This is a genomic window from Enteractinococcus helveticum (assembly GCF_001657475.1).
Lineage (GTDB): Bacteria > Actinomycetota > Actinomycetes > Actinomycetales > Micrococcaceae > Yaniella > Yaniella helvetica.
Genome location: NZ_LXEY01000018.1, coordinates 17,692 through 40,870 on the forward strand (window position 1 = coordinate 17,692; position 23,179 = coordinate 40,870).

Consider the following 23,179-nt stretch of genomic DNA (forward strand, 5'->3'; position numbering starts at 1 on the left):
GCGTAATGACAGAAGAAGAATACATCCCATCTAGCGCTGACACGGTCGATGAAGACCTCGCGCAGATGACCGATGAAGAACATCAAGCCCGCACCCAGGCCTATCTGGCCGGACTCCAACAATACGAACTTGAAGACGACGACCAACAGATCCTGGAAGGTTTCGAAGAAGCTGAAAGCTTTGCGGAACTGGACTTCGTGCCACCCGTCGTGGCCGTTGTTGGCCGACCGAACGTTGGTAAGTCAACACTAGTTAACCGCATCATCGGCCGCCGCCAAGCCGTAGTCGAGGACGTCCCGGGGGTCACCCGTGACCGCGTCTTCTACGAAGCCGAGTGGAATGGGCGTCCGTTTACCGTCGCTGATACCGGTGGCTGGGAATACGGCGTCAAAGGCCTGGCCGGCAAAGTGGCCGAACAAGCTGAGCGAGCCGTGCAGCGGGCCGATGCTGTGCTGTTTGTGGTCGATGCGACCGTGGGGATCACCGCTACCGACGAAGCGATTGTCACCATGCTCCGCAAGGCCAATAAACCAATCACCCTAGTGGCCAACAAGGCCGACGGGCAGTCGCATGAGGCCGACGCCGCGATGCTATGGGGTCTGGGTTTTGGTTACCCTTGGCCGGTGTCTGCGCTCCATGGACGCGGGACGGCGGACCTCCTGGATGCACTACTAGAAGAACTTCCCGAAGAATCTGCGTATAAAGACGTGCTGACTGCTCGGGGACCACGCCGCGTGGCGCTGGTTGGACGACCAAACGTAGGTAAGTCGTCACTACTCAATAGTCTGGCAGGCAGCGCCCGAGCTGTTGTCGACGATACCGCGGGGACTACCCGTGATCCAGTCGATGAGCTCATTGAGCTCGACGGTGATATCTGGGAGTTCATTGACACCGCTGGGATCCGACGTCGTCAACATATGGCTTCTGGATCCGACTACTATGCATCCCTGCGGACGCGTGCTGCGCTGGAACGCGCTGAGGTTGCGGTGGTCTTATTAGAAGCTTCCCAGCCGCTGAGCGAACAGGACGTGCGTATCATTCAGATCGTGCTGGATACCGGTCGCGCTCTGGTCTTAGCCTTCAACAAGTGGGACCTGCTTGATGAGGACCGTCGTCTGGATCTAGAACGAGAAGTCGACTTGGACCTGCAACACGTCTCCTGGGCGCCACGCATCAATATTTCAGCTAAAACTGGTTGGCACAAAAACCGCTTGGTGCCCGCGTTGGAGACCTCGCTGGACTCCTGGGAAACTCGTATCCCGACCGGCAAACTCAACTCGTTCATCGGCGAATTGGTGGCGGCTCACCCGCACCCGGTACGAGGTGGCAAACAACCTCGAATTCTATTTGCCACCCAATCGTCGACCCGACCGCCTAAATTCGTACTGTTTACCACAGGCTTTTTGGACCCCGGTTACCGACGATTCATCATCAATCGCCTACGGCAGTACTTCGGGTTTGAAGGTTCCCCTATCGAACTGACGATGCGTGTGCGCGAACGTCGGAAACGTTAGCTTGGACTGCCGCAGACTACATGCTAAGGAGCGCGCGAGTCTGCGGCATGACCAATCGACCGCCTAACCCTTCAAGCTCAAGGACAACACCAATTTGGGTCACCTCAGCTCCGGCTGCGGTTATCAAATGAGCACCGGCTTTCAGCGATCCACCGGTGGCCAGGATGTCATCAATGAGTAGCACTCGCATTCCTGGCTTAAGATCCGGTGATACCTCCAGGTGGTCTTCCCCATATTCCTTGGTATAGGTCACCCGATGTGCAGGCTTTGGTAATTTCCCGGCCTTGCGTATTGGGATCATACCGGTCCTCGCCAGCGTTGCGACTGCTCCGGCAAAGATAAAACCCCGCGCCTCAATGCCTGCGACGACATCGAAATCGCCTTGTGCCTGCACGAGCAGTTCGTGTGCGACGGCATGCATCGCTCGACCATCAGCCAGCAGGGGAGTGATGTCTCGAAACGAAACCCCTGGCTGAGGATAGTCTGCAATGGTCCTGATAAGGGAACGCGCATAGGCGATATTGTCTGTTTGTGAAGGAAAGACAGTCATATTGTCGATTCTAAAACCAACAGCCGAAATCAACGGCATCCACTGAAGTACATAAATTCGGAGTTTCTTTGGACATAGTGTAGAGTAACCCGAGTATCCTAGCTCTGAATCAATCAGTGCAAGATCGGGCTGTGGCGCAGCTTGGTAGCGCACATCTCTGGGGGAGATGGGGTCGCAGGTTCAAATCCTGTCAGCCCGACGAGATCATCCTTGGTTTAGCACTAAACCAAGGATGTTTTAGTCTTGTCAGTAAGCCTCTCGGCACGTGCTTGAGGAAACCCAGCAGGACGGAGTCGTAATATTTGCTCCAAAATGTCTGGGATTTTACTGTGAGCATACTTTGGCTCAAAAACCAAGATGACAGGCTGTTTTATCTGAGGCTTCCCAGCTTCAACAAGTGAATTAGCCGAATCGATCGGCTAAACTTAGGTGGGCCAGGGTGGCAGTTGGGACCGTGTCACCCATGATGAATTTGTACAACAAGGAGCGTTCAAGCATGACAAAAGATAACCCCGTTCCTGGTAACTCAGAAGACCAGTCTGAGGTTGAGTCAACGACCGTTGGGTTACCCAAGCTTGAACCCTTAAGAAACCTGCCGCTCGACGCTGAAGAACGCTCAGCCGTAGAAGCCTTGCCGATAGGGTCCGCACTCTTAGTTGCACATGAAGGACCCAACCGTGGGGCTCGTTTCTTGCTGGATCAGGACAAGGTCACGGTCGGTCGTCATCCCGATGCTGACATCTTCCTTGATGATGTGACCGTATCCCGTCAGCATGCCGTATTCGAAAGGGAAGCCGGCGGCTATCGCGTTGCCGATACCGGATCACTCAACGGCACTTACATCAACAACGATCGGGTCGATTCCTTACTACTTCGCACTGGCATGGAGTTGCAGATTGGGAAGTTCCGTTTGTCCTATTATGCAGGAACCCAGCAACCTAAAAAGTAGCCGCTTGATGCTCTCGTCGCCGGTCAGATGCCGGCGACGTGTTGCATCTGATCCTACGTTGTTGAAAAGGTTTCAAGATATTGGCCGCTTCCCCTAAACCCCGCAGCACGTCGTCCTCGAGTTCAAAACGTTCGCAGGCATTGATGAGTATCGGCGAAGTTTTAGAGCACATCAATGCTGAGTTTCCGGAAGTCCGGGCCTCAAAAGTGCGCTTCTTAGAGGAACGTGGATTAGTTACCCCCGCTCGCACAGCAGCAGGCTACCGAAAATACACGCAGGCTGATGTGGACCGGTTACGTTTTATTTTGGCCATACAACGTGATCAATTTTTGCCGCTAAAAGTTATCAAAGACTATCTTGACGCCATTGACGCCGGTAGACGCCCTGAATCGTTGCCTGGTGGGTTACGACTTGAACCTCGGTCGGTGTCTCAACAACTTGCCCACGAAATCAGCGGCCATATTCGTCCTATGACTCGGGCTGAGCTTCAGGGCATGTGTGGGGCTTCCGACGAGTTGATGAAAACACTTGAATCCTACCGTTTGATCTGGCCGGATGAGACCGGACGGTATAACGATCATAGTCTCAAAGTGGCCCGGGCGGCGGTGACCTTGGCGGAGTTTGGCTTTGAACCACGGCACCTACGGCCGTTTCGCATCGCTGTCGATCGAGAGCTAGGAATGGTTCAACAGGCCACATCAGGGCTAGGCCAGCACGATGGTGGTGTTTCGATGGAACGCGCACAGGAAGCAGCACGAGAGATCACCCAAGCCTGCCTGCGCTTGCATGCAGGGGTTGTGAGTGCTGAAATTGCAGATATGGACGACTAGCCGCAGCTAGCGTTGGTCACCACAACGAAAAGGAGCTTCACCATGGCCGACATTGTACTGAAGGTCCTTGAAATCAGGATCGTACTACCGGGTAACCAGCCGATCCTATTGCTCTTGCACCAACAAAGTCAGCGTTTGCTCCGTCTCTGGATTGGACCTTCCGAGGGGACAGCTATCGGTCTTGCCCAGCAGGGGATCGATACGCCTCGACCCACCACACATCAATTGCTGGTAGACGCTCTACGGCAAGCCGGTGACCCACTTCAAGCTGTACGCATTTCTAAAGTTGACGAAGAAGTATTCTACGCAGAACTTATTTTGACCTCCGGCACTACAGTGGACTCTCGCGCCTCGGATGCCGTAGCGTCGGCATTATTTGCTGATGTGCCGGTATATGCGACCGACACAGTTTTAGATGCGGCAGGCATTGATCTAACTGAAGGCGATATCGCAGCAGAGCTCAATATCGAACAACCGGAAATCGAGCCCGAAATTACTGAAGAAAGCGTGGATGAATTTCGCGAGTTCCTCAAAGATCTGAACCCAGAGGACTTTCTCACGCCGGAAGAGACTGCTAAAGAAGAACAAGCCGACACATCGTCTGCACATGAGGACGATGACGATAACGGCGACAACGACGGCAACGATGCTGAGGACACCGAAAAATAGTTCCGACACGACTAACGTTTTCCTCTCTGGTCTTTGACCAGGACTGATTCTCAGAATAGCGTGGGACACTATACGTTCCATTGCATAATGTGAGACCATTAACCAGTAATCGCAGATGATGTCGGTTCCACGTGAGTCTTACGAAAACTTCCCCGCGTGGAACAGAACAGCAGGAGGAAACCCTAGTGTCTCACACGAGTGATTCAGGGCATCGCCAGAGTCTCGACGCTGGCAATCAGGGTGTGTTGTTTAACGACGATGCGCCGTGGCTGGATAATGATTGCGGTTACCGCGGTCCAACCGCATCGAAAGCAGCCGGTATCACGTACCGCCAGTTAGATTATTGGGCACGTACCGGTTTGGTCGTGCCGTCGCTTCGTGGTGCAGAAGGTTCTGGAACCCAGCGACTTTATTCGTTCCGCGACGTGCTCGTGCTCAAAGTCGTCAAGAGGCTCCTCGACACCGGAGTCTCGTTGCAACAGATCCGCACGGCAGTCGAACATCTGCGTGAACGTGGGGTTGAAGATCTTGCTCAGATCACTTTGATGTCCGATGGTGCTTCCGTGTATGAATGCACCTCAGCTGACGAAGTCATTGACCTGGTTCAAGGCGGTCAAGGTGTCTATGGCATCGCTGTAGGGCGGGTATGGCGTGAAGTTGAAGGCACACTCGCCGAACTTCCAGCAGAGCGACTGGCCGATGGTCAGATCGATGCCGACTTTCCGGATGATGAGCTTGCTGCCCGACGTGCCACTCGCCGAAAAACCGCTTCTTAGCAGGCAGTCACCTCCGTATAGATTTTAAGCAAAAACCCGGTTATGTATACATAACCGGGTTTTTTGGTTCATACACGCGTTTAGGAAACGCGCTCAAAAAATTAACCCTGGAGGGCTCTGCGAGAAGGAACTTTTGGCTGGTCGAGCTTTTGCAGCAACCGATCGAACGTGCGCGCGGCCGTCGATGCGGTATCACCAGGCCAAGCATGAACCGGCCATGCAGCACCTTGGATTTGCTGCCAATTTGAGCTCTCTGGGATCTGGACGTCCAACATCCGCTTGCCGAACATCCGACGCATCTCAGCAAGGCGGTATTTATGTTCGGTCGATGCTACACGTACTCGGTTAACAACCAGCGTGGAGTTCTTAAGTTTTGGTGCGTATTCTCGTTGGAATAAATCCAACGCACGGAAGGTGCGCTCTGTGCCCGCAACGGAAAACAGACTAGGTTCTGCAACTAGCAATACGTCGGTTGATGCTGCCCACGCCATACGCGTGACACCGTTGAGGGCAGGAGGGCAGTCGATCAAGACTAGGTCATAACCCTGGGTCTGTTCTAACAAGGTCACAAGGCGATTAATCTCGCGGCGACGAGTGGTCACCTTTTCAAAAAGTGACGTTTTGGCCGATCCACGAATAACATCGAGCACGCCTGCTTCGGTGCCATTAGGTTGATTCGTTTGCATCCATCCGGATGTAACGGCGTGTTCGTGCAAGCGAAATTGTTTAGGCTTGCGCAGCATTGTACCAATCTCGGTACTCATATCATCATGTTTGATACCAAGGCCGGTGGTCGTATCAGCGTGCGGGTCGAGGTCGATGACTAGGGTCGAGACGCCAGCTGCCCAAGCCGCAGATGCCAAACCAAGGGTTATGGAAGTCTTGCCAACGCCGCCCTTGAGGCTGGAAATAGAGATAACCTGCACTACGATTGCACCTTATTTATTAAATAGACGTTTTGGTCGATACCATATTCTAACAAGCCGGGCGAGAACTTCTGGGACTGTCCCTTTCGGGTACTTATTGTTTGCAATGAGCAAGAACGTGGGTAGTATCACATATGTTCAATGTATACAGGACCGGTATCTTTGAACGTACCTGAGAGTCTGTCATTACTCGTGACAGCACTAACACACACTGGAGGAACCTTGGCTGAAAATCAAGACCACTCGGCCCACAAGAGCGGTGGTGACCCAATGTTTAACAAGGTATTGGTCGCCAACCGTGGCGAGATTGCTGTTCGCGCTTTTCGCGCGTGTCACGAGCTCAATGCCAAGACTGTCGCTGTCTTTCCATACGAAGATCGCAACTCGATTCACCGGCAAAAGGCAGATGAAGCCTATCGGATCGGTGAAGAAGGTCATCCGGTCCGGGCGTACCTAGACGTCGACAGCATTATCAAAGTTGCGTTGGAATCTGGCGCAGATGCTATTTACCCAGGCTATGGATTCCTAGCTGAGAATGCCGAGCTTGCACGGAAAGCAAAAGATAACGGTCTGACCTTCGTCGGCCCACCTGCTGAGGTCTTGGAACAAACCGGAAACAAGGTCGCCTCACTGCGCGCAGCTGAACGGGCTGGCGTGCCGACCCTGAAATCCACGGATCCTTCCGCTAATGCTGAGGAACTCATAGCTCAAGCAGACTCCATCGGCTTCCCCTTGTTCGTCAAAGCCGTTGCTGGCGGTGGCGGTCGTGGAATGCGTCGCGTCGAAGCAGCTAAAGACTTGCCTGAAGCGCTCAAGAGCGCCATGCACGAAGCAGAAACCGCCTTCGGGGACCCAACAGCCTTCCTCGAACAGGCAGTGCTACGTCCGCGCCACATCGAAGTCCAGATTCTTGCAGACAACCATGGCGACGTCGTTCACCTCTTTGAACGCGACTGCTCGATGCAACGTCGTCACCAGAAAGTCATCGAAATTGCACCGGCCCCAAATATCGATGATGAATTGCGCCAGCGACTGTACGATGATGCTGTCAAATTTGCTAAGGCCATGAACTACCAAAACGCCGGTACTGTCGAATTCTTGGTCGACACCGAAGGTGAGCGCGCCGGTCAGCATGTCTTTATTGAAATGAACCCGCGCATCCAGGTGGAACACACCATTACCGAAGAAATCACCGACGTGGATCTCGTCGCAGCCCAGCTTCGCATTGCTGCTGGAGCCTCCCTGGACGACCTTGGCATCAATCAGGAAGATCTTCAGATCCGCGGTGCTGCCATTCAGTGTCGTATTACTACCGAAGATCCCGCCAATGATTTCCGTCCAGATACCGGCAAGATTACTGCCTACCGCTCTGCCGGTGGTTCTGGTATCCGCCTGGATGGTGGCACGATCTACACCGGTGCAGAAATTTCACCGCACTTTGACTCGATGCTGGTGAAAATGTCGTCTCGAGGCCGAGACTTCCAAACTGCTATTCGCCGAGCACGTCGCGCCCTGGCAGAATTCCGTGTCCGTGGGGTAGCAACCAACATCCCGTTCCTGATGAATGTTTTCGACAACCAACAATTCATTGATGGCGACGTCGCAACGGACTTTATCGATAAGAACCCCTACCTCACGCAAATCAACCGGTCGAAAGACCGTGGCTCGCGTGCGCTGTCTTACCTTGCTGACGTCACCGTTAACCGGCCATATGGTCCTCGTATCGAGGGGATGGATCCACGTCGCAAGCTGCCGCACTTCCCTGGAGATAAGGCCGACGAACCGGACCGCAGCCCATTCGATGGTCCCTCGCTGGAAACCCCTCCAAGCGGGTGGCGCGATATCCTGGTCGACAAGGGCCCAGAAGGCTTTGCGCAAGCCCTGCGTCATCACGAAGGTCTTGCAGTCACCGATACGACCTTCCGAGATGCCCACCAGTCCCTGCTGGCAACCCGTATTCGTACCCGGGATATGCTTGCCGCCGCACCTGCAGTGTCCCATCTGATGCCACAGCTTTTATCGGCTGAAGTTTGGGGCGGGGCCACCTACGACGTCGCACTTCGGTTCTTGTCGGAAAACCCCTGGGACCGTCTGGCACGTCTCCGGGAAGAAATGCCAAACATCCCACTGCAGATGCTGCTGCGTGGTCGCAACACTGTGGGATACACACCGTACCCACAGCGCGTGACCGAAGCATTCGTTGAAGAAGCAGCACAAACCGGTGTTGATATCTTCCGTATTTTCGATGCGCTCAACGATGTCAACCAGATCATCCCTGCCATTACAGCGGTTCGCGAAAACACCTCCTCGGTTGCCGAAGCAGCCCTGTGCTACACGGGCAACCTCCTTGATCCCAACGAGAAGCTCTACACGCTGGACTACTACTTGGGCCTGGCTGAAAACATGGTCAACGCTGGGGCACACATTCTGGCGATTAAAGACATGGCAGGTCTGCTGCGCCCAGCAGCGGCAAGCAAACTGGTCACCGCCTTGCGTGAGAACTTCGATCTACCGGTGCACTTGCACACGCACGATACCTCGGGTGGACAACTGGCGACCCTGTTAGCAGCATCTGATGCAGGCGTGGACGCCGTGGATACCGCGATTGCGGCATTGGCAGGTACCACCTCGCAGGTCTCGATGTCGGCTCTTGTTGCAGCAACCGATAATACCGAGCGCGAGACCGGGCTGTGCCTGGAACACGTTGCCGGGCTGGAACCTTATTGGGAAGCAGTTCGGGAAATCTACGCACCGTTTGAATCTGGACTGCCGGCACCAACTGGTCGAGTCTACGCGCACGAGATCCCGGGTGGACAGCTATCCAACCTGCGCCAGCAGGCTATCGCATTGGGCCTGGGGGAGCGCTTCGAATCGATCGAAAACATGTACGCTGCCGCCAACGACATCCTCGGCGACATCGTCAAGGTGACGCCGTCGTCGAAGGTTGTTGGCGACCTGGCGCTGGCATTGGTATCTGCCAACGCTGACCCGGTTGACTTCGAAGAAAACCCACGCAACTACGACATTCCAGACTCGGTCATCGCCTTTTTATCCGGACAGCTTGGAGATCCTCCAGGCGGCTGGCCAGAACCATTTCGAACCAAAGCGCTGGAAGGCCGTGACACAACCGGAATCGAGGTCGAAGAGCTTGCTGCAGAGGACGAAGCCAAACTGGCCGAACCGGGGGAGACCCGTCGTCGTACCCTCAACCGGCTGCTCTTCCCTGGGCCAACCAGCGAATACGAAGAGCACGTTCGACTCTATGGCGATACCTCGGTCTTGCACACCCGCGACTTCCTCTACGGCATGGTCGAAGGCCATGAGCACGTGATCTCGCTAGGCAAGGGCGTGCGTCTGTTGACCACACTGCAGGCTGTGTCCGAAGCGGACGATAAAGGCATGCGTACCGTGATGGTCACCCTCAACGGCCAACAACGCCAGGTTGAAGTCCGCGACAGGTCCGTGAAATCCAATGTGCACGAGGCAGAGAAAGCCGATACCTCGAATACGGGTCACGTCCCAGCACCGTTTTCTGGAACCGTCACCGTCGTCGTGGAAGAAAACACGACCGTGCAAGCTGGAGACACGATCGCCACGATCGAAGCCATGAAAATGGAAGCCGGCATTACCGCCCCGATTACAGGCACTGTGTCTCGCGTGGTGCTAAAGAACCCAACCCCAGTGGAAGGAAACGACCTTATTTTGGTCCTCGATCCAGCATGACGTTAGATTGAACTAGTACGTCATTACCGGATTCGGAACCACTACACTGATGGCATGAGCATCGAACAATACGATCTGGCCATCATTGGTTCCGGATCCGGTAATTCTATTATCACCCCATATTGGGACAACAAAAAAGTTGCGATCATTGACTCTGGCACCTTTGGCGGTACCTGTCTCAACGTCGGATGTATCCCCACCAAAATGTTCGCATACCCGGCCCAGCTGACGGCAATGGCTCGTGACGCCGAACGTCTCGGCATCGACCTAAGCGTCGATGCTACGAACTGGCCGGATATCCGCGATAGAATTTTCAATCGTATCGATGCTATTTCGGAAGCCGGTAAGCATTACCGCGATGTCCAACTGGACCATACGACGCTGATCACTGAAGAAGTCCACTTCAGTGGCCCCAAACAACTCACCACGTCCAGCGGACGTGTTTTAGAAGCCGACCAAATCGTTGTTGCTGCCGGGTCTCGACCGAGCCTGCCAGACGTGCCCGGGCTCAATCTTCCTGGCGTACACACCTCAGATACGGTGATGCGGCTCAAAGCACTGCCAAAGCGCATCATTATCGTTGGTGGCAAATACATTGGTTCGGAATTCGCCGCCGTATTTTCGGGACTGGGGTCCGAAGTCATCCACATCAACCGCTCGGGGCAGTTGTTATCCAACCACGACAACACCATCTCTGATGAATTCACCCGGGTGGCAAAGGAAGCCTGGCAGGTCGCACTCAACCGGACTTTGCACTCGATTGAACGTCACGATGGCAGACTCCGGGTCAATCTCAGTGCCACCGGACATGATCACCATGAGGTCGTAGACTACTTCATCGGCGACGTCGTGTTGCTGGCCACGGGACGTAAACCAAACACTGACCGCCTCAATCTGAATGCGGTTGGCATTGACGTCGAGAACGGGTTCATCGCCCGTGATGAATACTTGCGCGTCCTCGCAGATGGCAAACCGCTCGCGGGGATCTGGGCGATGGGCGACATCGCGAATCCGCAGATGCTCAAGCATGTGGCGAACCATGAACAGCGAATCGTCTCACACAACATGGAAAACCCGGATCGGATGAAACCCGATACGCTCACCACGATTCCAGCTGGGGTCTTCACCCGCCCCCAGATCGCCAGCGCTGGTCTGACTGAAGATGAGGCGCGCCGTCAGTATGGTGATGAAGCGATCACCATGAAAGTGCAGTCCTACGGTGATACCGCCTACGGCTGGGCGATGGAAGATATCGATGGGTTTGTGAAAATCGTCGCAGAAAGAGCCACCGGCAACATTCTGGGGGCTCATATTATGGGCCAGGAAGCCACCAACCTGATTCAACCGCTGTTGACGGCCATGTCCTTTGGCATCACTGCCCATGAATTAGCACGCGGCCAGTATTGGATCCACCCGGCCATGGCAGAGGTAGTAGAAAATGCGCTTCTTGGTCTGGATGTTCCAAACTCGGAGCATCTCTAGACTCGAAATATAGAACACCGCGCTGGATCGAACCGAAAGGTTCCATCCAGCGCGGTGTTTGGTTAAGGCAGTTGTTATTTGGCTGCGGTCTGATAGATGTCGTCTACAAGATCTTGGAAATCTCGCAGAATCGTTTCACGTTTGATCTTCATCGACGGGGTCATTTGTCCTGCTTCAATCGTGAAGTCTTGATGAGCAATACGGAATTCTCGGATTGATTCCGCCCGTGAGACTGACTCGTTGGCCCGATCGATGAGTTCTTGAACATGCTCACGAACAGTCGAGTGGGATGCCATCTCTGCTATCGACATGTTGGGATCAAGGCCCTGTTGCTTGAGCCACGGTGGTGCGGTCTCCTCATCTAAGGTCACCAGTGCGGCGACGAATTTCTGATTGTCGCCAATCACCATCACCTGGGAGATCAACCCATCGGAACGGATCTGATCTTCCAACTGGGCAGGAGCCACGTTCTTGCCACTCGCAGTGACCAGGATTTCCTTCTTTCGCCCGGTGATCGTGAGATATCCGTCGTTGTCGAGATGACCAATATCGCCGGTGCGGAGCCAACCATCGACGAGGTCTTCTGCGGTCTTGTCAGGTAGGTTGAGGTATCCCTTGAATACGCACACGCCGCTGGCCAGGATCTCGCCGTCATCGGCAATCCGGATACCACATCCTGGGGCAGGCAATCCGACGGTTCCAACCCGGGTTTTGCCTGGTCGGTTCACCGTGACCGGTGCGGTCGTTTCGGTCAAACCGTATCCTTCTTTGATGTTGACCCCGACGCCGCGGAAGAAATGACTCAAATACGGGCCAAGCGGGCCGCCTCCAGAAATTGCGTCTTTGACGTTGCCACCCATCGCGGCACGAATCTTGGAGTACAACAGCTTGTCAAAAAGCCAGTGCTTCAGACGCAAGCCCACACCAATACTGCCGGCTTCCTTCGCCTTAGAATAGTCAACGGCGATTTCTGCACCACGTTCGAAGATCTTCCCTTTGCCGCCCTCCTGCGCACTCAACAAAGCCGAGTTGTAGACCTTCTCAAAGACTCTGGGCACGGCTAACAGGAAATCGGGTTGGAAGGATTTCAGATCCGGAACAAGCTGCTTGACGTCAGGGGTATGACCGACTTTCGACCCAGAAGCCAAGGTCTGGAAGGAAATAAAGCGCGCAAAAATATGCGCCAATGGGATGAATAGGATCGTGGTGCTATCCCGAGTCAGCACCTCCTGCATTTCTGAGTGCAAAATATTCAGCGATAAATTCACCAGGTTGCCGTGAGTGATCATGCACCCTTTGGGACGCCCGGTAGTGCCAGAGGTATACACAATCGTGGCCACATCATCGAGATTTGCCAGCGACCGACGACGTTCCATCTCATCGCTATCAGGTCCATTGGCGGCTAGCGCTCGCAGGTCGCCCAGACCGTCTTCCATAATCCACATGCCATGGAGTTCAGGAAGCCCTTCGCGCTGCACCGCCGTTTGAACCGCACGAGCATGGTCAGATTTTTCGACGACAACTGCTTTAACTCCTGCATCTTCAATAATCCACCCGATCTGTGAAGGAGACGAGGTTTCATAGATCGGGACCGTCACGGCACCGGCGTACATGATCGCCAGGTCAAGTAGGGTCCATTCGTAGCGGGTAGGACTCATGATGGCCACTGAGTCGCCGGGCTCGATTCCGATCGATGCTAATGCGCGGGCGATGGTTTTGGCATCTTCACGAAATTCCCGGGCCGAGATATCAGTCCACTGGCCAGGTTGCAGCTGGCGCGCAAACAGCGGGTGATGTGGATCTTGATGGAATTGATTTTCAACTAGATCGGTGGCATTGGAGTCGTGCGGGGCTTCCGCAACTGGGGGAATGATGATCTCTTTCACGGTGATGCTCCTCAGTAGACAAGGATGAGCGATTTGAATCACATTCTACTTGTCGGTAATCCAAATGACGAGACGTCGTGAAACAGGAACACGGCTGTCATGAGGGCTTATAGTTGGGCGCCGTTACCATAATCGTCGTCGTCATATGGGTTGCGGTGGTCACGCGTACGGGGGAGCAGGAAAAAGAGGCTCAGTGCCCCGGCAAGAAACGCCACAAGGGTAACCGTGGACATCCACCAGGCAAGTGGAATCCCCAGCAGTGCCGCCAGCAGCCAGATTGCAATAGCACCGATGACGCCGATCCAGGACAAGACCGTTCGTGGATTGCCAGTTGCGATCGGTCTCGGTTCGGGCGGTTGAAAGTCTTCGACGATTTCTTCGGCCGGTGCATAGTCGCGTGGCCCGGGCATTGATGAGGGGTTGGGCGTATCAGGTCCAGGCGGTGGCTCAGCGGTTGGTTCGGATTGAGCTTGCTCCGGACTGCCACCGAGTCGACGTACAAGGTCTTGCCACGCTTTATCTTCGTCACGCTGTTCCACCATGATCACCTCCAGACAGACTCAGCAGGGTGTTGACGCTGTCTTGGTAGATCAGCGGTGCGTCGTTGTCCAGAGTCGCCACGTGGTAGCTGTTATCCATGTGAACTATTCGCAAGAGGTTGGGTTCCATGCGACGACGCAGCAGTTTTGCAGTAGTTGGGGGCACAATGTGGTCTTGTGTCGACCAATACAAGGTCACCGGCGAGGAAATATCAGCCAGACGCCTGCGGACCGTCCGGAATAGTTTGGCGAGCTCGGCCACTGCCGAAACCGGGGTGCGGTCATAGGCCTCTTCGACAACGCCAGCCTTTTTAATGTCGCCAGCAAGTGGTCCCACAGTGGGAATGATGCGTTGGAAGAACGGTGACAGAGCCACTCCGAGTTGATCTACGGGTTTGAAACTCAGAGCCGGGTTGACCAGCAGGGTGGCATCGACCGCGCGGTGCGCTGCAGCATCGAGTGCCAAGGCGCCGCCCAGCGATAAACCAGCCACAGCAACGCGGTCATGTCCTTGAGCAAGCACGTAATCCACAGTCTGCTGCACGTGCCGACGCCACTGTCCGGCCGACGTTTGGGCCAGATCGCTGACTGTGGTGCCATGCCCGGGAAGTGTCAGGATGTATACCGTCGCGCCCGCTGTTGCTAAAGCCTGCCCCCAGGGCAGCACCGAGCCTGGACCAGCGGTAAAACCATGCAGCAAAACGACACCCCACTGGGTCTGGCTTTTGGCAAGGACGCCTTGGGGGTGTGGTTTAAGGATTTCAATGGACTGCATTATGCTCATCTACTCCAGCATAGTGCGGTGGATTGACGGATGAATAGCTTGTGATTTCCGCGTGAACTTTCAGCTGGAACGTGGTCTATATTGGGCTCATAGCGTCATGAACTACCTGGCGCGTGTCGTCGGGTCGTATGCTTGTCTGCATGATGTTTGACACTGCGGAAAATAATCTGGCTGTAGAGCCGTTTGGCACCACCCATTCACAGGGTGCCGCTGACTATCCTGGCCTGGATGAATGGCGGAATCTTGACGTGCAACAGGCCCCGCAGTGGTATGACCAGCAGTTGCTAGAAGATAGTCTTAACGAACTCTCCAACGTTCCACCACTGGTGTTTGCCGGAGAGGTTGATGTCCTACGCGAGCGTCTGGCCGATGCCGCTGCTGGTAAGGCCTTCGTCCTCCAAGGTGGGGATTGCGCTGAAACTTTTGCCGGTGCAACGGCCAATAAAATTTCTGCTCGAATCCGTACCATCTTGCAGATGGCCGCGGTCTTGACTTACGGCGCATCGATGCCGGTGGTCAAGATGGGTCGCATGGCTGGCCAGTTTGCTAAGCCGCGTTCATCGAATATGGAAGTCCGTGACGGCGTCGAGCTGCCATCCTTCCGTGGCGAGATCGTCAACGGCTTCGACTTCACCGAAGAATCTCGTCGTCACGATCCACGTCGCATGGTGCAGGCTTACCATACGTCCGCCTCGACCTTAAACCTGATTCGTGCATTCACGACTGGTGGCTTCGCAGATTTGCGGACGGTGCACTCTTGGAATAAAGGCTTCATGTCGAACCCGGCCTACGCTCGGTTTGATGAACTTGCCGCCGAGATCGATCGAGCCGTTCGCTTCATGGAAGCCGCCGGTGCTGACTTCAATGCGCTGCGCACCGTAGAGTTCTTCTCGGCACACGAAGCACTGCTTCTTGAATACGAACGCGCCCTGACCCGGATTGACTCCCGGACCGGTCTGCCCTACATTACGTCTTCGCACTTTGTATGGATTGGTGAACGCACTCGCCAGATCGACGGCGCACACGTGGACTACCTGTCGCGCATTCGCAACCCGATCGGCGTGAAACTTGGGCCAACCACCACGGTAGATCAGGCCATGGAGCTCATTGACAAACTGGACCCCAACCGTGAACCCGGCCGCCTGACCTTCATCGTGCGCATGGGCGCAAACACGATACGTGAGCAGCTACCGGCCATTATGGACGGCGTTAAAGCCGAAGGTGCCACTCCACTGTGGATTACTGACCCCATGCACGGCAACACCATTACTGCTGCTAATGGGTACAAGACCCGCCGCCTGGAAGACATCATGAACGAAGTTCGTGGGTTCTTTGAAGTCGCCAACGCTACTGGCACGCATCCTGGCGGGTTGCACATTGAACTCACCGGTGACGACGTCGCAGAGTGCCTGGGCGGCTCGGTTGCAATTGATGAATCAGCATTCGATGAACGCTACGAAACACTCGTCGACCCACGACTCAACCACCAACAGTCACTTGAACTTGCGTTCTTGGTTGCCGAATCGTTAGCCAAAGACAGCGCCAAATAGTCTCAAGACGTCGACCGTACCAAGCGATCAGCCCCAGGATATCCTGGGGCTGATCGCTTGCTACGGTATATAAAATTCACGGGGCGTGGTGATTCGGGGAAGGTCTTAGCCAAGGAGCAATCTCATAATGGCAGACCCCGCCCAGTTACCGAATAGCACTGTGGCTGCCGCAGCCATAATGATCAGCAGCGTATAAATTGCTGCCCGCGAGGTGCGGATCGGTGCGAAAGCCCGGACAGATTCATGTTGTTTTTTGTTTCCGAAGTCGCGCACTTGCGAACTCGTAACTGGCTGTTGCTCAACTGCTGGTCGATGATAGTGATCCATCGCGCCCATGGGAGAGGCTTCTGCGGTGACTGAGGGTGGCAGTACGGTGACGTTAGGCTGTGGGGGCGGAGGTGGCTGGTGTGGTTCCGAACTGTCATCGGTGCGCTCTGCGGTGCCGAACGCTGTGGTGGCAACATCGTCGAACACCTGGGTCGCATCGTTTGCGTTTTCCTGATGAGCCAGTTCTTCAGCTGCTTCGGGATTTTCCAACAGGTGCTGAATCAAAATCAACACTTCGGTGGCATCGGCGGGACGGTCCTCGGGAGACGGCTCGGTCATATGCAACACAATGTCATCAACTGCGGCGCTGATACCTGGAACCAGTGTCGACGGTGCCGGAACACGAGAATTGGTGTGTTGCACAGCGATGGCTACGGCTGACTCGCCACTAAAGGGGCGCTGGCCCGTGAGCATTTCGAAAATCACGATACCCAGGGCATATACATCTGATCGTTTATCGGCCTGTTCCCCGGTGACCAGTTCTGGCGACATATAGGACACGGTGCCCATCAGGGCCATTCCAGTGCCCGTGTGGTTAGAGGCGGCTCGCGCCAGTCCGAAGTCTGCGACCTTAATATCGCCATCGTTGGATACTAAAACGTTTTCGGGTTTGATGTCCCGGTGTACCAGACCCACCTGATGGGCGGCGGCAACCCCCCGAATTATAGGCAGGGCAATGTTCCAGGTTTCTTCAACCGTCATCTGACCGGCGGCACGCATCACCTCGCGCAGCGTATGGCCCTCAATAAACTCCATTGCCAGAAACGCTACGTCGCCATTACCGGCGGTACCCACGCCCTGGTCATAGACATTGACGACGTGCGGATGATTAATTTTGGCGGTGTTCTTGGCTTCTGCCTCAAACTTTTCAATAACGGCTGGATCTTCAGCCATGTTTGGTCGCAGGATTTTTAGTGCCACCTCACGGTCAAGTCGGGTATCAACGGCACGATAGACCGTGGCCATACCACCGTGGGCCAACCGCTGTGTGATTTCGTAGCGGTTGTCGACGGTGAGGCCAACGAGCGAGGGTCCTGCTGGGGTATTCACAACACATAGAATACCCGGCCAGCAATGCCGACCGGGTATCCGTTTCCTATCAGGGGAGTTTCATTAGAATCTGCTCATAGCATTTCGGACTTTGCTGACGTAGTCCTTCGTATCGGGGTACATTCCGTACTTCCGGACCCCGCCTTCACCTTGGTAATAACCGGCAATACCAATATCACCTGGGTTATTTCGCTGCAGATGACGAATGATCGCCACGCCCGCAGTGATGTTGTCCTGCGGATCCAGGAGGTTCAACTTCCGACCAACGAGCTGAGATGCCCACTCACCAGATGATGGAATGACCTGCATGGTACCGATCGCGTTGGCGGGGGAGACCGCCGTCGGGTTGAAAGCAGACTCTACCTGAGCATGCGCCAACGCCAATTTCGGATCGACACCCATCTGGCTTGCCGTCTGGCTTACCATCTGGCGCACCTGCTGAGTTGATGGCATGGGAGCAGCCAACAGCGCACGCTTATTGGCGTTCGCATTGGCCACGACGTGATCCGGATAGGTGTAGTGCAAGAACGTATTGCCGATGAGCTGTTCATTATTGTCCGCCGACGCCGTCGTCATCGAACTAGAACCACCCTTACCAGACAGCTTGAGTGTCTGGCCGGGGTAAATAACCGACGATGCCGACAATCCATTGGCTTGCAGCAGTGTCGACAGGCTCACACCATTACGTGAAGCGATGCCCGACAGGGTGTCACCCGACTTGACGGTGTAAGAACCAGTGCTCTTCGACGAACTACTCGAGCTGTTTGACGACGAGCCTGAGCTGTTTGAAGTAGCTGCCGAACCTGACAGTTTGAGCTTTTGCCCCGGGTAAATAATGGAGCTGGAGCTCAGACCGTTTGCCTTGAGAATCGTAGACAAACCGACCCCGTTGCGAGCGGCGATGCCAGACAGCGTATCGCCGGCCTTGACAGTGTAGGTCGAAGCGCTAGATGAACTCGACGACTTATTCGAACCCGAAGACGATGCACCAGACGAGGAGCTAGAACTTGCAGCACTACCTGAGAGTTTAATTTTCTGACCAGGGAAGATCGTCGAGGACAACGACAGGCCATTAGCCTTCAGGATCGTGGACAACCCGACCCCGTTGCGAGCGGCAATACCCGACAGTGTGTCGCCGGCTTTTACCGTATAGGACGACGATGACCCCGATGAGGAACTGTTAGAGGATGTGGACTTCGCCGAGGACGACGAGCTGGATGCACTACCCGACAGTTTGAGCTGCTGGCCAGGATAAATAATCGATGACCGAGACAGGCCGTTGGCGTTCAACAGTGTCGACAGGCTGACGTTGTTCTTAGCAGCGATGCCTGAGAGAGTGTCGCCCGATTGCACCTTATATGTGCCGCCACCCGAAGACGACGATGTGGAAGTCTTCGATGACGATGAAGAAGCTGACGAGGCAGAGCCTGAGAGCTTCAACGACTGTCCCGGGTAGATAACCGAAGACATCGACAAGCCATTGGCTTTCAGTAGGGTCGACAAGCCAATCCCATTGCGAGCGGCAATGGCCGACAGAGTGTCACCAGCTTTGACCTTGTAGGTGCCCTTCGACGACGAAGATGAAGTTGAACGGGCACTGGTCGTAGTCGAGCTGCTGGAACTTGCTGGACCGAGGTTGAGCTGATCACCGGGGTAAATAGTCGATGAGGCTTTGAGGTCATTCCACTTCAACAGATTAGAAAGCGAGACCTTATGCTTCAGTGCAATGTGGCCCAGCGTATCGCCCGATTCGACCTTATAGGTCTTGGGGGCGGTCTTAGCTGCTTGGAAGTACTCCTGAGTAAATCGTGCCGGCAGGGCTACAGCTAGCTGATCTGCAGGAATCAGGGTTGCTTCGAGCTGTTGTTGTGCTGCTGTCAGGTTGGCAGCTGTTGCAGGCTTAGGACTAAACGCCGTACTGGGTGCATCAGCTACCGCCGCGGTGGCCACAGTGGCGGAGCCTAAGGCAAGTAACGGCAGAGCCGAAGTCGCAACAGCTGATTTGTAAAACCGGGAAGCCCCGGAAGTACGGTCAGTCATGGATAACGTATCCTCTTTGCGTCAGGCACCCGAGCCAGGGGAAGTTCTTGTGCACTGTGTGACAAAAATAGCGTCGAGGTGTACGTGATGAAAATGTTACATAAGTGAATATACATGACGGGTGGGACAAATGTTAATAGGAGAGGTTTGATCGTCTTTGTGTGACGACGTTCCCGTGTCGAGTGCGCCAGACGTCCCTACACAGCAGGAAACTGCGATAATGTTGAGATGTGAAGGAAAACCAAGATCTAGAAGTACTTGTTGATGAGTGGCTCACGTTGCCAGAGATTGCAGAACGCCTTGATGTAATTGTGACTCGAGTTCACAAGATGATTAAGGAAGGACATCTCGTCGACGTTCGTCGCGGTAAGAGAAATGTCCGGTATGTCCCTGCTGCATTTTTCACTGACGCGGGTATCTTAAAGCCGCTTCGTGGCACCATCATGGTCCTTGCTGATGCAGGATTCAACGACGTCGAGATTATTCGTTGGCTGTTTACCGAAGACGAATCTTTGCCGGGCCGTCCTATCGACGCTCTCCATGCCGGCAAGAAGACTGAGATTCGTCGCAGGGCCCAGGCGTTGGCCTGGTAGTAGCTAGTGCTGGCGGTGCAGAAGTCCAGAGACGAGTTGCTCCAGGCCAGACTGTACTTCTTCGGCCACGGGTAGCTCTTTGAGCGCTTGGTAGGTCTGTTCGCCAAGTCGTTGGATTTCGGCTTCGACTAATGCGCGTGCTCCAGACGATTCGATGAGTACTTGCATCTTTTCGACTGTATGTTCGCTGGTCTGGGGATCTTTCAGAAAATTGTTGAGCATTTGAGTATTTTCTGGCTCCAGATTCTTTAACGCATGAGCCACGAGCTCAGTGCGTTTGCCTTCTATCAGATCATCGCCCGCTGGTTTCCCAGTTAGAGATGGGTCACCGAATACCCCCAGGAGGTCGTCGTCGAGCTGAAATGCCATGCCAAGAGGCGTCGAGAAATCTCGGTACGTCTTTAACGTGGTTTCATCAGCTCCGGCGAGAATTCCACCGAGCTCAAATGGCCAAACAGCAGAATAATGTGCAGATTTATACTGCAGCACTGTCCGAGCCTGCCTTAAACCAGCCTCAGGATCGGATGGGATATTGGCCTCTGCGAGGATATCAAGATACTGTCCCGTCATCACTTCGAAGCGCATGGCATGGAACGCTTCGCGAGCAGGCGTAGCAAACGCGGTAGCGTCCGCCGTTGTCGAGAAGACTTCTTCACTGAGCCCTAGTGCTAAGTCTCCTGCCAAAATAGCGGCCGACACGCCAAAGTGTGCTCCATCTTGCGCCCACTGTTCGTTGTGGTGGAGCTTTTCGAAGCTCTTATGAACAGAAGGTTGACCACGGCGAGTATCTGAACGATCAAGAACATCGTCATGAATCAAGGCAGCAGCCTGGAACAGTTCCAGCGCCACACCGGCCTCAACAATGCGAGGATCATCGGCTGCGCCGCTGGCACCTTGCCAACCCCACCACGCTAACAACGCGCGGAGACGCTTGCCACCTTCTACTAACCGTGCGATGGAGCCGACCAGCGGTTCTGCAGCTGGTTCAATATCACTAGCACGACGCCGATAGTCGGCTAGTAGGTCCTGCATTCGATCTTGGACCTTCGTCCGAAACCACGCGGCGTCCAATGTCGTCACGGTGTTGAGTCTCCTGCCTGCTGAGCGATTCAGCAAAAAAAATTCTATTCGTCTCAACCTTACCGGCAGCACGGCGTAGACTAGGCATATGGTCTCAGCGGGTCAAAACTCAGTTTCCGGCCAGAAGTACGTCGATGAGTCGTGGGACGCAACCATATTGCATATCGATATGGACGCATTCTTCTTGTCCGTAGAGCTACTGGACTACCCTCAATTTCGTGGTCGCCCCGCAGTAGTGGGTGGCAAGTCGCCGAGATCAGTCGTCACCTCGGCTTCGTATGAAGCTCGTGAATTTGGTATTCGTTCTGCGATGCCAATGGCCCATGCTCTGGCGCGCTATCCACGGCTAATTGTCATTGAACCCACGAGAGAAAAATACTCACAAGCCTCACAGAGCGTCATGGAGGTGTTGCATGACATTACCCCAATGGTGGAGCAGCTATCTATTGATGAGGCCTTCGTGGACGTTGAGGGTGCCCGCAGACGCTTGGGAAGTCCTGCTCAAATAGCAAGCCTCATTAAAGAACGAATCCGGGAGGCAACGCAGCTACCCTCGACCGTCGGAGTTGCTGCTACCAAATCCTTGGCAAAAATTCTTTCGGACCGTTCCAAACCCGATGGTATTGGGGTAGTTCCGGCCAACCGAACACGCGAGTATCTCGCGCCGTTGCCGGTGAATGTGATCTGGGGCGTGGGACCGAAGTTATTCGAGCGTCTCAATAACGCTGCAATTCATACGGTAGGAGATCTTGCTGCTCAAGACCCAGTTCGAATGAAACGCTGGCTTGGAGTCACTGGCCCACAGATCGTCCAACTTGCACGTGGGGAAGATCCACGACCGGTCGAGCCACGCCAGGATGCAAAGACTGTATCAGTGGAACACACCTTTGATCATGACATCACGGACCCTTACCTGCTTGAAAAAAACCTACTGGATCTGTCATACGAGTGCTCGCGACGGGTACGCAATGAGGGCCTGGCAGCCGGTGGCATCAGTGTGAAGGTCAAAGATGTCGATTTTTCTACACGCACCAAATCTGTCACCCTACACACGCCCGCCACTTCAGGTGCCGTGTTTTTCGAGCACACCAAGCACCTGCTTGAAGGCCTCATGAGCCAGCGGTGGCACCCTGTTCGACTGCTAGGGGTAAGGGCAGATCGTGTAGCCAAACCAGTTGAACAATCTGAGGCCCAAGAATCACTTTTTGACTTGGAGGGCTCTTCCACCCAAACGCACTCGGAAAAGGATTGGGATGCCACCGACAAAATTTTAGATGACGTGGCCCAGAAATTCCCTGCTGCAGCGATTAAACCGGCAACCCTGTTGCGTCATCAACGCCAAGCTCGGATGTCAGATGGTTAGATGTTGAATCTTATAGTTCACCATGTGACAATCTCAGCAAATAGTCAGGCAAAAACTCTAGAATAGAAACAGACTCAACCGGAAATTCGACGAGTTTTCGGTATCACATGTGGAGGCGACCATGGGTTTATCAGATAGAGAGCAAGAGGTATTTGCTGAGATCGAATCTCAGTTGATTTCAGACGACCCAAAATTTGCATCGCAGATGCAAATGAACGCAAAGGGGCCGTTACGTCGATTCTCAACTCGCAATATTGTCCTTGGTGTGCTAACCGCCACCATTGGCATTGTGGTGTTGTTAACCGGAGTGACGATTGATGCTATCTGGTTGGGGATTGTCGGTTTTATCGTTATGGGTGGCGGGATCTACCTTGCAACGAAACGGACCACTAAACCACCTAGCAAGTCAGGCCGTCGCGGCGGTTCCGGATCCTCGAAATCGAATCATGGATTTATGGAAGGGCTTGAATCGCGCTGGGATGAACGCCGGCGCCAGCAGTAAGGTTTACCGACCCTGGCACTTGCCCTTCACGACAAAACCCGTAGCG

The 23,179-nt window shown here is 54.5% G+C and carries 19 protein-coding genes and 1 tRNA gene; 12 read left to right on the plus strand and 8 right to left on the minus strand.

Annotation, left to right across the window (positions count from 1 at the left end; genetic code table 11):
* Positions 1-5 precede the first annotated feature (5 nt).
* Positions 6-1,514 (plus strand): ribosome biogenesis GTPase Der, encoded by a 1,509-nt coding sequence (der, locus tag A6F49_RS07215; RefSeq protein WP_043057861.1) that lies wholly within the window; start codon positions 6-8, stop codon positions 1,512-1,514.
* Between the two features lie 16 nt (positions 1,515-1,530).
* On the opposite strand, the gene A6F49_RS07220 is transcribed toward der, so the two are convergent.
* The gene (locus tag A6F49_RS07220; protein WP_043057982.1) at positions 1,531-2,064 is read right to left on the minus strand and encodes an adenine phosphoribosyltransferase; all 534 of its coding nucleotides are present in this window, start codon (positions 2,062-2,064) and stop codon (positions 1,531-1,533) included.
* Between the two features lie 125 nt (positions 2,065-2,189).
* Between A6F49_RS07220 and A6F49_RS07225 the strand changes: the two genes are divergently transcribed.
* From A6F49_RS07225 to A6F49_RS07245, 5 genes are all read left to right on the plus strand, one after another.
* Positions 2,190-2,263: transfer RNA gene (locus A6F49_RS07225), tRNA-Pro, on the plus strand.
* A gap of 297 nt (positions 2,264-2,560) precedes the next feature.
* The gene (locus tag A6F49_RS07230) at positions 2,561-3,013 is read left to right on the plus strand and encodes an FHA domain-containing protein (RefSeq protein ID WP_043057862.1); all 453 of its coding nucleotides are present in this window, start codon (positions 2,561-2,563) and stop codon (positions 3,011-3,013) included.
* Between the two features lie 80 nt (positions 3,014-3,093).
* Entirely contained in the window at positions 3,094-3,843 is a 750-nt protein-coding gene (gene ftsR, locus A6F49_RS07235) for a transcriptional regulator FtsR (protein ID WP_327019954.1), read from the plus strand.
* Positions 3,844-3,885: 42 nt separating this feature from the next.
* Positions 3,886-4,512 (plus strand): bifunctional nuclease family protein, encoded by a 627-nt coding sequence (locus A6F49_RS07240; protein WP_052504855.1) that lies wholly within the window; start codon positions 3,886-3,888, stop codon positions 4,510-4,512.
* 185 nt (positions 4,513-4,697) lie between these two features.
* On the plus strand, positions 4,698-5,288 hold the full coding sequence (locus A6F49_RS07245; protein ID WP_043057864.1) for a MerR family transcriptional regulator: 591 nt from the start codon (positions 4,698-4,700) through the stop codon (positions 5,286-5,288).
* A gap of 101 nt (positions 5,289-5,389) precedes the next feature.
* Here A6F49_RS07245 and A6F49_RS07250 read toward each other — a convergent pair whose 3' ends face one another.
* The gene (locus A6F49_RS07250; protein WP_043057865.1) at positions 5,390-6,214 is read right to left on the minus strand and encodes a ParA family protein; all 825 of its coding nucleotides are present in this window, start codon (positions 6,212-6,214) and stop codon (positions 5,390-5,392) included.
* Between the two features lie 270 nt (positions 6,215-6,484).
* Here A6F49_RS07250 and A6F49_RS07255 point away from each other — a divergent pair, with 270 nt between their 5' ends.
* Both A6F49_RS07255 and A6F49_RS07260 read left to right on the plus strand, forming a co-directional pair.
* Positions 6,485-9,937, plus strand: a complete 3,453-nt coding sequence (locus tag A6F49_RS07255) for a pyruvate carboxylase (RefSeq protein WP_043057984.1) — start codon at positions 6,485-6,487, stop codon at positions 9,935-9,937.
* A gap of 54 nt (positions 9,938-9,991) precedes the next feature.
* A complete protein-coding gene (locus A6F49_RS07260) occupies positions 9,992-11,419 on the plus strand; it encodes a mycothione reductase (protein WP_043057866.1) in 1,428 nt (475 codons plus the stop codon).
* A 74-nt stretch (positions 11,420-11,493) separates the two neighbouring features.
* On the opposite strand, the gene A6F49_RS07265 is transcribed toward A6F49_RS07260, so the two are convergent.
* The 3 genes from A6F49_RS07265 to A6F49_RS07275 form a co-directional block, all read right to left on the minus strand.
* The gene (locus A6F49_RS07265) at positions 11,494-13,305 is read right to left on the minus strand and encodes an AMP-dependent synthetase/ligase (protein WP_043057867.1); all 1,812 of its coding nucleotides are present in this window, start codon (positions 13,303-13,305) and stop codon (positions 11,494-11,496) included.
* A gap of 107 nt (positions 13,306-13,412) precedes the next feature.
* Complete coding sequence (locus A6F49_RS07270; protein WP_052504856.1) at positions 13,413-13,847, minus strand: MFS transporter; 435 nt, start codon at positions 13,845-13,847, stop codon at positions 13,413-13,415.
* Entirely contained in the window at positions 13,831-14,628 is a 798-nt protein-coding gene (locus tag A6F49_RS07275) for an alpha/beta hydrolase (RefSeq protein WP_082911648.1), read from the minus strand. The genes A6F49_RS07270 and A6F49_RS07275 overlap by 17 nt, the downstream gene beginning before the upstream one ends.
* A 140-nt stretch (positions 14,629-14,768) precedes the next feature.
* On the opposite strand from A6F49_RS07275, the gene A6F49_RS07280 reads away from it, so the two are divergent.
* Complete coding sequence (locus tag A6F49_RS07280; RefSeq protein WP_082911665.1) at positions 14,769-16,178, plus strand: class II 3-deoxy-7-phosphoheptulonate synthase; 1,410 nt, start codon at positions 14,769-14,771, stop codon at positions 16,176-16,178.
* Between the two features lie 105 nt (positions 16,179-16,283).
* On the opposite strand, the gene A6F49_RS07285 is transcribed toward A6F49_RS07280, so the two are convergent.
* Both A6F49_RS07285 and A6F49_RS07290 read right to left on the minus strand, forming a co-directional pair.
* Positions 16,284-17,555 carry a protein kinase domain-containing protein gene (locus A6F49_RS07285; RefSeq protein WP_052504858.1) on the minus strand — a complete coding sequence of 424 codons (1,272 nt, stop codon included), beginning with the start codon at positions 17,553-17,555 and terminating at the stop codon, positions 16,284-16,286.
* A gap of 63 nt (positions 17,556-17,618) precedes the next feature.
* Positions 17,619-19,595 (minus strand): lytic transglycosylase domain-containing protein, encoded by a 1,977-nt coding sequence (locus tag A6F49_RS07290; protein ID WP_052504859.1) that lies wholly within the window; start codon positions 19,593-19,595, stop codon positions 17,619-17,621.
* A 230-nt stretch (positions 19,596-19,825) separates the two neighbouring features.
* On the opposite strand from A6F49_RS07290, the gene A6F49_RS07295 reads away from it, so the two are divergent.
* Entirely contained in the window at positions 19,826-20,188 is a 363-nt protein-coding gene (locus tag A6F49_RS07295) for an Rv2175c family DNA-binding protein (RefSeq protein ID WP_043057868.1), read from the plus strand.
* A 3-nt stretch (positions 20,189-20,191) separates the two neighbouring features.
* On the opposite strand, the gene A6F49_RS07300 is transcribed toward A6F49_RS07295, so the two are convergent.
* Positions 20,192-21,268 carry a polyprenyl synthetase family protein gene (locus tag A6F49_RS07300; RefSeq protein WP_043057869.1) on the minus strand — a complete coding sequence of 359 codons (1,077 nt, stop codon included), beginning with the start codon at positions 21,266-21,268 and terminating at the stop codon, positions 20,192-20,194.
* Between the two features lie 88 nt (positions 21,269-21,356).
* Here A6F49_RS07300 and dinB point away from each other — a divergent pair, with 88 nt between their 5' ends.
* Both dinB and A6F49_RS07310 read left to right on the plus strand, forming a co-directional pair.
* Positions 21,357-22,631 carry a DNA polymerase IV gene (dinB, locus tag A6F49_RS07305; RefSeq protein WP_043057870.1) on the plus strand — a complete coding sequence of 425 codons (1,275 nt, stop codon included), beginning with the start codon at positions 21,357-21,359 and terminating at the stop codon, positions 22,629-22,631.
* 121 nt (positions 22,632-22,752) lie between these two features.
* Positions 22,753-23,133, plus strand: a complete 381-nt coding sequence (locus A6F49_RS07310) for a DUF3040 domain-containing protein (RefSeq protein WP_043057871.1) — start codon at positions 22,753-22,755, stop codon at positions 23,131-23,133.
* Positions 23,134-23,179 lie beyond the last annotated feature (46 nt).